Origin of the sequence: Flavipsychrobacter stenotrophus (genome assembly GCF_002954265.1) — a bacterium.
Taxonomy (GTDB): domain Bacteria; phylum Bacteroidota; class Bacteroidia; order Chitinophagales; family Chitinophagaceae; genus Flavipsychrobacter; species Flavipsychrobacter stenotrophus.
The window spans coordinates 19,677-33,165 of sequence record NZ_PPSL01000001.1 but is presented as its reverse complement, the minus strand read 5'-3'; the positions used below and the strand labels follow the sequence as shown (position 1 = coordinate 33,165).

Annotated in this window: 12 protein-coding genes; 2 read left to right on the top strand and 10 right to left on the bottom strand. The window is 44.0% G+C overall.

All coding sequences use genetic code 11. The annotated features are described in order from the left end of the window. Window positions 1-314: 314 nt before the first annotated feature. From CJD36_RS00155 to CJD36_RS00135, 5 genes are all read right to left on the bottom strand, one after another. A complete protein-coding gene (locus CJD36_RS00155; protein ID WP_105037093.1) occupies window positions 315-1,025 on the bottom strand; it encodes a polyprenol monophosphomannose synthase in 711 nt (236 codons plus the stop codon). Between the two features lie 99 nt (window positions 1,026-1,124). Next, window positions 1,125-1,910, bottom strand: coding sequence for a 3'-5' exonuclease (locus CJD36_RS00150; protein ID WP_105037092.1), 786 nt, complete (start codon window positions 1,908-1,910; stop codon window positions 1,125-1,127). A gap of 15 nt (window positions 1,911-1,925) precedes the next feature. Continuing rightward, window positions 1,926-3,284 (bottom strand): UDP-N-acetylmuramate--L-alanine ligase, encoded by a 1,359-nt coding sequence (locus tag CJD36_RS00145; RefSeq protein ID WP_105037091.1) that lies wholly within the window; start codon window positions 3,282-3,284, stop codon window positions 1,926-1,928. A 435-nt stretch (window positions 3,285-3,719) separates the two neighbouring features. Next, the gene (locus CJD36_RS00140) at window positions 3,720-4,328 is read right to left on the bottom strand and encodes a porin family protein (RefSeq protein ID WP_105037090.1); all 609 of its coding nucleotides are present in this window, start codon (window positions 4,326-4,328) and stop codon (window positions 3,720-3,722) included. 47 nt (window positions 4,329-4,375) lie between these two features. After that, the gene (locus CJD36_RS00135; protein WP_161499155.1) at window positions 4,376-5,062 is read right to left on the bottom strand and encodes a porin family protein; all 687 of its coding nucleotides are present in this window, start codon (window positions 5,060-5,062) and stop codon (window positions 4,376-4,378) included. A 289-nt stretch (window positions 5,063-5,351) separates the two neighbouring features. On the opposite strand from CJD36_RS00135, the gene CJD36_RS00130 reads away from it, so the two are divergent. Next, window positions 5,352-6,788: a hypothetical protein gene (locus CJD36_RS00130; RefSeq protein WP_105037088.1), complete on the top strand. Its 1,437-nt coding sequence runs from the start codon at window positions 5,352-5,354 to the stop codon at window positions 6,786-6,788. Window positions 6,789-6,924: 136 nt separating this feature from the next. Here the strand turns inward: CJD36_RS00130 and bshC are convergent, their stop codons facing one another. The 4 genes from bshC to dcd all read right to left on the bottom strand — a co-directional run bounded on the left by bshC (window position 6,925) and on the right by dcd (window position 10,693). Further along, complete coding sequence (gene bshC, locus CJD36_RS00125) at window positions 6,925-8,529, bottom strand: bacillithiol biosynthesis cysteine-adding enzyme BshC (RefSeq protein ID WP_105037087.1); 1,605 nt, start codon at window positions 8,527-8,529, stop codon at window positions 6,925-6,927. Between the two features lie 136 nt (window positions 8,530-8,665). Further along, a complete protein-coding gene (dapF, locus tag CJD36_RS00120; protein WP_105037086.1) occupies window positions 8,666-9,463 on the bottom strand; it encodes a diaminopimelate epimerase in 798 nt (265 codons plus the stop codon). 125 nt (window positions 9,464-9,588) lie between these two features. Continuing rightward, entirely contained in the window at window positions 9,589-10,050 is a 462-nt protein-coding gene (gene rnhA, locus CJD36_RS00115) for a ribonuclease HI (protein WP_105037085.1), read from the bottom strand. Between the two features lie 106 nt (window positions 10,051-10,156). Next, entirely contained in the window at window positions 10,157-10,693 is a 537-nt protein-coding gene (gene dcd, locus CJD36_RS00110; protein ID WP_105037084.1) for a dCTP deaminase, read from the bottom strand. Between the two features lie 127 nt (window positions 10,694-10,820). Between dcd and CJD36_RS23100 the strand changes: the two genes are divergently transcribed. After that, window positions 10,821-12,434 carry a hypothetical protein gene (locus CJD36_RS23100; protein WP_161499154.1) on the top strand — a complete coding sequence of 538 codons (1,614 nt, stop codon included), beginning with the start codon at window positions 10,821-10,823 and terminating at the stop codon, window positions 12,432-12,434. 75 nt (window positions 12,435-12,509) lie between these two features. On the opposite strand, the gene CJD36_RS00100 is transcribed toward CJD36_RS23100, so the two are convergent. Further along, the gene (locus tag CJD36_RS00100; protein ID WP_105037083.1) at window positions 12,510-13,409 is read right to left on the bottom strand and encodes an Omp28-related outer membrane protein; all 900 of its coding nucleotides are present in this window, start codon (window positions 13,407-13,409) and stop codon (window positions 12,510-12,512) included. Window positions 13,410-13,489 lie beyond the last annotated feature (80 nt).

The window sequence follows — 13,489 nt, the reverse complement described above, 5'->3', positions numbered from 1 at the left end:
CGAAAAACGGGGGAAATTAGTGAGATGGTTTTTTGGGGGAGGCTGAATTACAGATTAAAAAATAACTGCTCAGATTCCACAGGCGGCGATAAACTAATGGTTAAAATCGCTTATTCCTTAAACATTTGTATAAAAGGAAAAGGTTTCAGCAGTGCTAAAACCTTTTCACTCTATAATTAATACTTGTATTATTTATTGCTGTCTCCTCATTTTCCAGAGGCCATATATTGCTTGTGCTCAGTTTGGGAGGAGACGCAATTATGCGTCCTAGCAGAATGCCAAATTCGACGATTCAATATCGGCTGAAATATTCGCTATTTATTGCTGAAACCCCTCATCTTCCAGACACCATACATGGCTTCTTTTATGATGTTGCCGCTCATTTTAGAAACCCCTTCTTTGCGGTCCTCGAAGGTGATCGGCACTTCCTTTATTTTGAAGCCAAGTTTCCAGGCGCGGTATTTCATTTCTATCTGGAAAGCGTAACCTATGAAATGAACTTCGTCTAGAGGGATGGTGGCAAGTACCTTGCGGCTGTAGCAAACGAATCCGGCTGTAGGATCGCTGACGGGCATCCAGGTAATGAGCTTGGTATAAAATGCACCACCCTTAGAGATCATGATACGATCCATAGGCCAGTTGACCACCTTGCCGCCCCTTACATAACGGGAACCCACTACAACGTCGGCACCGTGCGTACAAGCTTCGTATAACCTTTCCAGATCTTCGGGCTTGTGTGAAAAATCGGCATCCATCTCGAAAATGTAATCATAATCGTTGCGCAATGCCCACTTAAAGCCTGCTATATATGCTGTACCTAAACCCAACTTACCTTTACGCTCCAATATGTTCAGGCGGCCACCGTACTCGGTTTGCAAGCCTTTGATAATGTCGGCAGTGCCGTCGGGCGAGCCGTCGTCAACGATCAGTAAGTGATAGCCTCCGGATAAAGAAAACACCCTACGGATAATTTTTTCGATGTTCTCTTTCTCGTTGTAGGTCGGTATTATGACAAGTTTTTTCAAGAAAATTTTAAAATTGGAAACGGCAAAATAATAATATTGTTGGGTAATAAGTGCAAAATAAATTGCAAAGCAAAGTTAATTAATATAAAATCTGCCTTATTATGACTTAAAACCCACTTTTTTCAACTTCATTCTATTGTATATTTCTGATATTTTCTGCTTTGTATGCAGCGCAAAATCGGCTCCCATCATCCAATCATAGTATTGAGGCTCTGACGTGAACACCTCTTCTACTTTCCGGCCTTTGTACTTACCAAAGTTAAACACCGGATGGCCGTCTTTCATCACCATACGGCGCGGATAGTCGACACACTCCTCTGTGTTGGTAAATTTATGCAGCGAGGGTACATCCTGAGCAATGCCTTCATAACGATCGAGCTGGGCTTCCAATACTTCGATCGTTGCCATAATATCAGCTTCCGCACTATGCGCATTTTCCATTTCCTTATTGCAATAGAAGCTATATGCTGCACTTAACGTACGCGCTTCCATTTTAAAGAAAATCTGTTGCACATCTACCATGTTTCGCTCAGTAAAATCTACATCTACACCTGCACGCAAGAACTCTTCTGCCAACAATGGAATATCAAATCTGTTAGAGTTGTAGCCACCAATGTCGCAGCCCTTCATCCAATTATATAGATCGTGGGCTATCTGCTTGAACTGTGGAGCGTCTTTTACAGCCTCATCTGTAATGCCATGTATGGCCGATGATTCAGCGGGTATAGGCATGCCAGGGTTGATGCGCTTCACATACTTGTCCTTGCTGCCATCGGGCAGCAGCTTTACAAAAGCCAATTCCACTATGCGGTCTCGCACGTTGTCGGTACCGGTAGTCTCGAGGTCAAAAAACACTATTGGCCTTTTTAAAGAAAGTTTAGACATGTTGCTGTTATAAATCTAGTGCGAACTTACGCTATTCCAATCAATTCCCTCGAAAGTTCCCGAGCTCATAAGCAACAGAAACACGGGTTTATTTTTATGGCTGATCATGTTACGCACACTTGTTTCCAACTCTTCTTTATTGTCGATCACTGTGATATCATCTCTACGGAAATAGTCTTTTACGATACTCTTTTCCAGGGTTGGCAGACCTTTCAGGTCGAGTGCATGATGACTGAAATAGACGATTCCTTCATCAGCCGCATCCATGCTGTGCGCATATTCGCTGAGGAACTTTTCATTGAGACTGCTGAAAGTATGCAATTCGAAGCAGGCTACCAGATGATGGTCGGCATAAGCCTCGCGGACGGCATTGAGGGTTGCACGTAGTTTACTGGGTGCATGGGCGAAATCGCGGTACACCAGCAGGTTCTTTTCTTCCTTCACCTTCTCTAAGCGGCGGGCAGCACCGGTGAATGAGGCGATAGCGGTGTAGCAGTCAGCCTCAGAAATACCCAATTCCATACATACGTCGATAGCTGCCTGCATATTAAGCAAGTTGTGCCTGCCAAAGACAGATACGCTTACCGGGCCGGCTTTGGTATCCATAACAGCAGTACCATCTACGTAGTGAAAGGGAGGGGTATCGTAAGAAACCGTCTTTACGTGACCTGCAGAACCGGCAATAACTCGCTGTACCTCGGTATCTTCATTGTTGTAGAACACTACTGTTTCCTTGTCCATACCAGCAAGGTATTGCTCAAACTGGCTGAAGTAATTTTCGTAGGTAGGGAATACATTGATATGATCCCAGGCTATGCCGCTGAGTACGCTGATATGTGGATGGTAGAAGAATATCTTGGGCCGGCGTTCTTCGGGCGAAGCAGGATACTCATCACCTTCAAGTACAATGATCGGCGCATCTGTAAGCTTAACCGATGAATCGAAACCTGCAACACGAGTACCAACCAGATAATCGAAATCGAGGCCCTGGTGCTTGAGGATGTGCATGATCATGGAGGTGATGGTGGTCTTGCCGTGGCTACCCGCTACCACTACCCTCTTTTTGTTCTTACTTACCTCATACACGTACTGAGGGAATGAATAAATAGGCACTCCCAATTTCTTTGCAGCAAGCAATTCCGGATTATCTGCGCGGGCATGCATACCTAGTACAACTGCCTCAAGATCAGTGGTTATCTTCTCGGGATACCAACCAAATGCAGCAGGTAACAAACCGGCTTCTGCCAGGTTACTTTTTGCGGGATCGTTGATCTCATCATCGCTGCCTGTAATGATATAACCCTTTCTATGTAGTGCCAAAGCTAGCTGGTGCATGATGGCACCGCCGATGGCTATAAAGTGAATGTGTTTCATATTTTTTTCCTTAACTTCGTACAAAGTTAATTGACGTTTTTACTATTCATAATTTTAATGTATGCAGAGAACCATTAAATTTCGCCGCCTGATACCAATAGCTACTGCAATCTTTGCTGTAGTGGTGATGGCATCGTGCACCCCAACTAAACGATATGGTTGTCCCAACCATATGTTTGTTCCTCCTATAGTATCACAATAAATGAAAGCGGGAATATCTGACCCTGACAAAAGATATTAAATAAAATAGCCGATCGGCAAACCTGATCGGCTATTTTATTTGTATGAAGTCAATCTTATTATCTTTTGTTTTGGATTCAAAACGAATACGTCCATACGTGAGATTGCTTCGTTCCTTGCAATGACCCACCGCTTTTGCTTTTTGTTATTCAAGGGTGATTGCGGGTACACGAATCACTCTTGCCAATATGGCGACTATATAAACCTGAAGCCAAGGTAAACCTGCCCTGAGCGGCTGCTCCATGACTGCTTTACGGTGCTTACATCTTCGTTATTGATGCTGGTTAGCCCAATTACATAGCGACCACCAAGGGTAAATTTAGCATACCTTACTTCCAGCCCTACTACTGCTGAAACAGTACCTGACTTAAATGACTGTTTTACGTCGTTGGCATACGCATTAAGACTTTTTACAGACATCAGGTTACTGAACTGAGGACCCGCCATTATCCACACCTTTGGTGCCAGTTTAGCACCGATGAGCCTGTATTCCAGCATCACCGGGATATCGAAGTAAGTAGCACGAAAATCTCCTTTGCGAACAGAGTCAACAAGATCTTTTGTAGTATAGTGAGCAGTATTTATCAGGAACTCTACCTGGAGGCCTACTTTATGCTTACGCACACCTACAATAGCACCGGCAAGTACGCCCGGCTGGTAAGATTGCTCCCAATGATCTCCACCCAAATGAGCGAAATTTGCACCCAACTTGATACCGAGATCAGGCTTAACGGGTGATTGTGCATGAACAGTAGCCATGAAAAGATTAATGGCAAGCAACGAAAATAGTAGAATGCGTTTCATGTTTTCAGTTTTTCAAATGTGCTACAAATATAACGCCCGAAAATGACTTAGCGCCTGCCCCACTTTTCAAACCTATACAGGAAGAATACCTGGGCACTATTGGCGCTCCACTTATCGGTTAGCGGTTTGAACTTACCGGCATTCATATCTGAAGTACCCATAGCATAGCGGGCACCCATTTTGAAGTCTTTGTAGATGTCCAGCTCAAATCCTGTAACTAGGGCTATATTGCTCTTATTGAGGATCTGATCAGTACCATAACGAGCTGCAAAAGCAGTGTTTTTGTCCTTGAAGCTGAGCAGATAGCTATACTGCGCACCAAACTGAAACGCAAAATGCTCTCCCGGTCTTACTTCTAATAATAAAGGTACATTCAGGTATAAGGCATTGAAGATGCCTTTGGTAGAACTATCGGCATAATGAGTATGTGACAACTCGTAATTGAACGCCACAGGATATTGGGTAGTGTACTGCGCATTGCTCGCAGAAACCTCCAGCTGAATGCCGAAATTTCTTATCCTTCTCTTCACATATATACCTGCATTTCCACCCACGCTGTAATCTGCAAGAATGGGGTGTGCAGACAATTGCTGAAAATCAGCTCCTGCCTTAGCGCCCGATTCGAAGTAGTTTTTGCTGTATTTCAGAATGTCTTCGGGATAGACCTGGGCGATAGAACTGGTAGAGAAGCCCAATGCTGCGATAGTAGCAGCCACAAATAGTTTACATTTCAACACCATCACAATTTCTGTAGCTAAAAAGCCTTTGATATATTAGTTAATGAATTTTATAGATAAATAAACTTATTCTACACATAGTATTATAAAATAAGAGCGGGCGCAAAGATAAGGGACGGCAAGTAAAATAAATGCCAATTTTATATTGAGGTGAACATTTTACCACATTAAAAATTACCTATTATCTGTTACTTATCACTAGTACAGATATTTGGCTATAACCTTGCTATTTTCAATATGAAAAATGACGTCGAATTTATTTCCACATCTTCACTAAATTTAGCCCGTGACCAACATCTACGCTACCGACACCAAGCACAAAAGCTATGCCATAATAGCGTTGTGTTGCCAGATAATTTTGCTGATCGGCAGTTTGATCTATTTTAAGGAGCGGATGTTGTTTTCTGATGCACCGCATGTACTCTTTAAGATCATAAATGAAAACAAACTACAGATAGCTGAAAACAGGTATGGCTCGTTCATAATGCAGCTTTTCCCACTGATCGGGGCAAGGATGCACCTGCCGTTAACTGCGTTGATATTACTATACTCCGCCAGCTTTAACCTGTTTTTCCTGGGAACAAGCGCCTTACTCACTTTCAAATACAAGCGATACGACCTCACCCTGCTGCTTACCTTTTATTTGACTCTGTTTGTAAGTGACACCTACTTCTGGACCAATAACGAGGTACATCAGGGTATTACCTGGCTGATGATCGCCTTTGCGGTAACCAGCTATATGAAGCATAAGGATCGGCCTAAGATTGCGGTTTCGGCAGTGTTTATCTTACTAGCCGCGCTGGCCATATGGACGCATCCACTGGTGATGCTGGCCGCATTGTTTCTATGGTTTTTCTACATAATTGATAATAGCAACAAATTCGTTTCTAAGGGAGAGCTGATCATATATAGCGTGGTATTGCTCGGACTGTCCTTCATGAAATTTTACCAGGGAATGCACCATGGGTATGATAGTGGCAAGATAGAGTTTGTAACGCAATTGAAAGCCGATGGCCTGAAGACCATATTATCGGCACCACAACTACATTCATTTGTGAAGCATTGTATCACCAATTACTGGTTGGTGCTGTTGTTATCTGTGGTAGGGCTGTTCTCTTTGATTAAAGAAAAAAAATACCTGCTGGCAGCATATACTGTTGTGGCAAGTTGCGGTTATATATTGCTCATCTGCATTACTTACCGCGAAGTAAAGGACTGGCTGTTTTACATGGAGAGCGAATATATGCCCCTGAGCATTATTTGCTGCGCCCCTTTTGTCTGTTATACATTGCCTGCATTGAAGAAACAGTATGCTATTGTGCTGCTCACCTTGGTATTTGGCATACGACTGGGATATATTCAACATTCATCAAAATTATTTACAGATCGGGTGGCTACGCTTGAACAGATAAAAGAACAAATGAAAAAGCAGGGATTGACAAAAGCGATAGTGACCCAGTCGGAGAACGCCAATCAACAACTGATCATGAACTGGGGCACGCCTGTGGAGAGTATTTTGTTATCAAAACTGGATGGTGAGGTGCCCCAACGAACATTTATCTGTGCCGATAGCGGTATGCTGAAGAGCTTTAATACTGATAGTAGAGACACTTTGCTCGGTTGCTTTGAGAAGGTGCCGGCAAGGGGCATTAATGCAAGGTACTTTGCGATGGATACGACATCGGTTTATAGGACGATGACATACGGCGAGTTGATGAGGTAGTGCTTATCACGGGCGTTACAAACGCCGTACCGTTTCATCCTCGTTACAAACGAGGACAAGCGGGGAATTTTAGGATATGCAGAATGCAGATAGTTCCAGCATATCTAAAAAAGACTGCTGATACTGATAGACTCCTCTATGAGTGATGAATAACCAAAAACTCGCCGCCAAATGGCTTTATACCCTCAACTATAGCATCGAAAAATGATTCGCCGTATTCCATGTAATATTCCGAAAAATTGTCCACCCTTTCTTGTAGTCCACCATTAGGGAAGAGCGCATCTTTTAGACGCGAAAGGCGATTCAGCTGCACCTCCATTTTGCGTTTTTCGGCGCGCAACATTTTTTTCTGCAGTACTTCCAGCTGGTATTTCATGCGGGTTAGCGCAGCCTCGGCTGATGGACCGAGGGTTTTGTCAATATGCACAGCCTTAGCTTTTATAGAAGTGATTATCTCGTCTATGGCAGCCGCTTCGTGATCGGTATGATAGTCGCTGGTGCTATATCGGGCTACGTAGAGCTTAATGAGTTCTTCCTCTTTTTGAAAAATTTCTTCCAGTGAAAATTCAAGGTCGTGCTGTAGTTTTTCCTGCGGGGCATTCATGATCATGACCGACTGGCGCAGGTATATACAGGGGAAGAAACCATTGTAATATTCAAATAGAGTTTTGAGCTGCATCCAGTAGGCTACTTCCGCGCCACCGCCTATGAAGGCTACATCGGGCAGTATAGTTTCCTGGTAAAGTCCGCGTAGCATTACGTTGGGACTGAACCTTTCAGGATGGGCATGCAATTCTGCAAGCAATTGTTCTTTATTCCAACTGATATCGGTATTCAGCACTACCCATGTATGATCATCCTTCTTTTCAATTCTCTCGCGGATCTGATCGGCAAGGTAGAAGAGATTGATCTCACGCGGGTGGGCCTGTATCTTGTAATTAGCACCCAGCAGTGCAATCTGCTTTGCCAGTATGGGCGATGAACTTTGATTCAACAATTCATCCTCCATTACGGGGATGTAAGTAGATTTCAATGCTGCATCATCGGGGTCAAGCACTATAACACCAAACCGACCAAAGAGTTCATTGACCAGATATTGGGTGGCGGCACCTACTGTTTTGTGTTTAAGATACGCCTGTGTGAATAGCTCCTGTAGGCGCTCAGCATCTTTACCGGGAGGGCCAAATAACTTAAAGAGGTCATTGAGCATCTTTTTCAGTCCCGCAGTATTCATACGACCCACCGCTCCACTCTGTCCATCTCCATCCCACACATACTTTTGTCCGCGAAACTTAAACACACCCAACTCTTCAATGTCATTATCCTCGCTACCCATGTAGTAGACAGGCACAAAATTCTTGTCTGGGTGAGCTATATTCAACTCATCTGCCAGCTTTACTGTATGGAGAATCTTGTAAACAAAGTATAAGTAGCCGGTAAGTAGGTTTGGCTGATGGGCGGTGCAGATCGTATAAGTATTGTCTTCTGCCAGTAATCCAAGATTCTTTTCTACTTTTTCGTGCTTTTGCAGATCAGCATATTGCCTGCTTAATGATTCCGTCAACACCTGCCTGTTGACCGGATAATTAGCGCGGGCGGCTATCGCTTCGTTCAACCCCTTACTGTCCCAGTCGAACCTAAAAAAGGACTTTATGCCCTCCTGATGGGTGAGATAGTCTGTAACCAACCGGGAAAAATAACCGGTGGCCTGAGCGGGAATGTGACTAAAGCGATATGCCATTAGTAATAATTTAGGGTGCGAAGTTAGCGGGCACAAAAATATTTCATGCAATCATGCTATAAGATATACCAATAACTCTGCGAATGAAAGTAACAACGTAGCACTCCATAGAAAAAAATCTGTTTTCGTGCCAGAACTAATTCAACGATATCTCTATATCCCGCGATGCGAACTCACCGGCATACACAAATTCTGCGGGGCCAATGAGCACCACATTTTTGGCACTGGTTGGGGTGTCTTTTGTGAAAGATACCTGAAGTACTCCACCCGGCGTCTCTATCTCTGTAAGAAATATACCTGTGGTATCGCCGGTAGCGGCAATAGCGGCAGCAGTGACACCTGTACCGCAACTCAGTGTCTCATCTTCCACTCCCCGCTCGTAGGTGCGCACCAGTAGCTGTGTATCGCCTACTATCTGTACAAAGTTCACATTGATGCCGGCCGGCTGGTATTCGTCCTGATTGCGGATCTCATACCCTTCGCTATATACATCTATGTTTACCACGTCTTCTACAAATTCTACGTAGTGTGGAGAACCTGTATCGAGTACGGTGAAATCTTCGTTGAATTCTATGTTCACAACGTCTGACATGTGCAGGCTGATCGTTCCATCGAGGTGAATAGTGGCGGTATGCTCACCATCTACTGCCAGGAAACGCGCCTTATCGCCAATAACGCCAAGAAGCGCTGCAAAAGCAGTGATGCACCTGCCACCATTACCGCACATAGTGCTTTCGCTGCCGTCAGAATTGTAGTAGACCATGCGGAAATCATAGCCATCTACCTGCTCCAAAAGCATTAGGCCATCCGCACCTACCCCAAAACGGCGGTGACACATGCCGGCTATCTGCGCGGTAGTTAGCTGTAAGTTTCCTGCTCTGTTGTCGAGGAGGATAAAGTCGTTTCCGGTGCCCTGGTATTTATAGAATTTCATAATTAAGTCAAAAGTTAAAAGTTAAAGCCTAAAAGTGGGTTTGTGGTGATCCAAAACGAATACGTTCGCTGCAAATGTTATGGTTCGGCGCGGCTCACCATGACATTCGGGTTTAGTTGATGTTTCTAAGCCGTTTCTTTCTCGTAGCCAACGTCTTCAAGCCATTTGCGACTGTCGGCAGCCTCTGTTGCCAATGCGTCGCACCGGTTATTTCCTGCATTAGTGGCATGGCCTTTCACCCATACCATCTTTACATTGTGTTTTTTATAGATCAGCAAAAAGCGCGCCCACAGATCTGCATTCTTTTTACCTACAAATCCTTTTTTTGCCCATCCAAACACCCATTTCTTTTCTATTGAGTTGACCACGTAGGCCGAATCAGTGTAAATCGTCACGTCGATACCTGGACGTGTAAGTGATTCTAACGCTACGATAACCGCCAACAGTTCCATACGATTGTTGGTGGTAAGCCTGTACCCCTGCGAAAGTTCTTTTACCGTACTACCCCACTGCATTACAATACCGTATCCTCCCGGGCCCGGGTTGCCTCTCGACGACCCATCTGTATAAATGATTAGTTGTGACATGTTGTAATGCAAAAGTAACAAATGAGCAGAAGGTATTGAAGCAGGGGTAAAATAATAAACGAACCACATTGGGTTCGTTTATTTAGAAATATCGCTAAAGGATCAATTAAAATTTGTTCTTCCACATCATGCTTTCTACAGGCTTCATGTTGCGGCCGGTATACTTTGCATTTTCTTTACTATTGTAAGGGTTGATCACGTCTCCCAAAACCGGGAAATAAATGAGCTGGCCAATAGGCATACCCGCATAGATACGCACCGGTTGTACGCATGAAATTTCCAAAGTCCAGGCATTGCAGAAGCCTACATCACCCTTGCCCGCAGTGGCATGGATATCTATGCCCAGGCGGCCGGTAGATGATTTACCTTCCAGAAAAGGCACATGAGCATGTGTCTCGGTATACTCCATTGTCACACCCAAATATAATGAAGCAGGCTGCAGCACATACCCTTCTTCAGGTATCTCAAAGTGGCTGATAGTATTGTGTTTACGGGCGTCGAGCAATGTATCGTTATATATTGCCAGGTACTTACCCAGGTGCACATCATAGGAATTAGAGCCAAGGTTGCTGCGATCGTATGGTTCGATCACAATGTTTCCTTTTTCAATTTCTTCTAGTATACTTTTATCAGAAAGAATCATGGCACAAATATATAGCTGTATTTTGGAATTGTAAATGGTATTAATGCACATTGTTGTTTTTACCGGTACGTTACATTGACCATAATTTCATTTAACCTGAAATAACTAACTTTATCGCCTTGCTACAATGAAAATATTAATTGTATTTATTACATGTTTCTTGTTTTTCTGTACCGATGCGGAGGCTATAGGGCGGAGACACAGGTATGCCGGTGCCCCCAGATCGGAAGCTGAACTGATGGACAGGGTGCTGCAATGTCTGCGGGCGAAAGATACCATGAGTTACTACAGCCTGTTTCCCCCACTCGATACATTGTGGCGCATGGTGACCCATAATTCAGACCAGTCGCCGGAGGCACAAAAGGAGCTGGCCGAGCTGAGGGACCACCCGACGGTATTGATAGATCTTGATCCTTTTTATAATCATGCTATTATCGGCAGGTTTGCAGAAGCGCTGAGAAAGGGGGAAGACTCCGGCATTAACTGGAAAGGGATAGTGATGCAACGATATGAATTGCAGAAACAAGGCGTAACACCCGGACTGGAAGGCATGCGCCGTATTGCCCCCGACCGGTTTAAAGGATACATGTTTGTAAGGGATATGCTCAGTAGTACCACTTACTGCATTACCATAATGGAAATTCAAAAGGTAAACGGATTCTTTTGTGGCGGGCAGGTATTGAATGTATTGGAGGCTAGTAATATAGACCAGTTCCTGGAACGTGAAAAGGCAGAGCGAAAGCACATACATAAGTTACAGCAACTGGATCTGCAACGAAAAGAAGATTCAGCTAAAGCAGATACCGGCGTGGTGAGCTTTGCGTATAAAGACTCCGTGCGCAAAGACTCTATAAAGCTGGCAGAGGCCAAACAGAAAGCCAGCGGCCCGCAGCTACCGGTAGATTCTGCTAAGATAAGGCGAGATCTCCTGCTAAGCTCGGCACCTGTAATAGAGGAGGATGCGAATAAAATGAGGAAAGAGGTAGTAGACCGAAAGCTCTACAAAGGCAAGTTTGATGACGAGATACCTGTGGAGCTATATGTGCGCTACATGAAAAATGCACAGGGTAAAGTGACCAACTGGGATGGGCTGTATAAGTTTGGCGACATGCAGGACTATGTGAGACTGGAAGTGTCTAAGACCGAAGATGGCAAATGGGTAATGGAGGAACCTGTGGGAGTAATGGACCTGGAACTGAGCAGCAAAGTATATACAGGATCATGGACGAATGGCGAGAACCAGACGGGTTATGACGTAGAACTGGCACAGAAAGACCTGTCACAGGCAAAAATGGAAAAGCTGGACCGCATTTTGGATAATAATGCAGGCGGCAGTACTAAAGATCAGGTAATAACAGAGAAGAAAGACCAACCTGAAGGAGCGGAAGGCGACAAGAAGAAGGAAGATGCGGACAAGGATAAAAAAGGCAATGATCCCCTGCACAACCCGGGTGGGAAAGAAGATGAGCCGTCTAATAAAGAAAAGAGACAAAAAGAAAAGGCCGATAAAAAGGAAAAAGCTAAAAAAGAAGAAGGGACTAAAAAAGAAGAACCTAAAAAGGAAGAACAGAAGAAGGAAGACGTGAAAAAAGAAGACGTAAAAAAGGACACTCCTAAAAAAGAAGATGTAAAGAAAGAAGCCCCTAAAAAGAATGACGATGAAGACGAGCCTAAAAAAGAGGATGTAAAGAAAGACTCTTCTAAAAAAGACGAAGAACCTGCAAAAGAGGATGAGGAGTGAGTTATAAAATCACATAAAACAAATAAGCGGGATCGAAAGACCCCGCTTATTTGTTTTATGACTTGTAGTATGAAATTATGGTTTCAATTTGGCCTGTGCAGACTGGTAAACATTAATACCACCACTTGCTGCACCCTTATTAACATAGGCTACCAAACGGCAATGTGCAGGATTCCATGCAGCATCTACAGGATAAGTATAAGTCACATCATATACGGTGCCCTTCACCTTTGTAGCCATTGCCGGCAATATTGATTCACCAAAAGCACCTGTGGTTACAGATCCGCGGTAGATATTACTAAACTTATATGCAGTATCGAAAAAAGTAGGATACTCCTGCACATCTACAAAACTATCTTCTACAACTACTATAGAAAAATTTTGCGCTACGCTCGTTGGTTCCAGGTAAGTAACCTTCAGGTTTATGGTAGCATTGCGCGATGCTGCATCATAAGTGCTGGTAAGTGTAAGATTAATGCTATCGTTAGTAGTAACGCGGTCCGCCACCACAGTATTCCATAAATTCCTGCCTATAAGGTTGCCATTACCATAGGTACTGGCATCGCCTACAGGTAATCTGTCTATACCCGCACATGGCATGGCGCCAATACCCGGGAATACACTATTCATTATATCGGTTGCACCCTGCGTTCTGAAGTCATATTTAGCACCTTCAGGTGGGTTGGTCTGAGAAAAGTTCTTGATGTATAACGATACAATGTTTAACCTGCCGGCATACGCACTATCCAGCGCATGAAGCACATCATGGGCCGCCGGGCAATTGGAACAAGTAGCACCGGTGAAATTTTCAATAAGTATCTGGTGCGGATCGGCAACCGGAACCGTAGCCAGCACATAAGTAGTATCTACTTTAGCAGCAACAGTTGTAGCCGAAAGATTGATGTAAGGTGGTTTTTCCTTGCATGAAGTGATGGCTAATGCGCCTATACCGGCTGCCAGCAATATTTTTTTCATATTAGCTATAATGAATTTCAAATTTACTACTAATTCCTCAATGAAAACCAACAACGCATTTTTTTACAGTTTGCCTACAA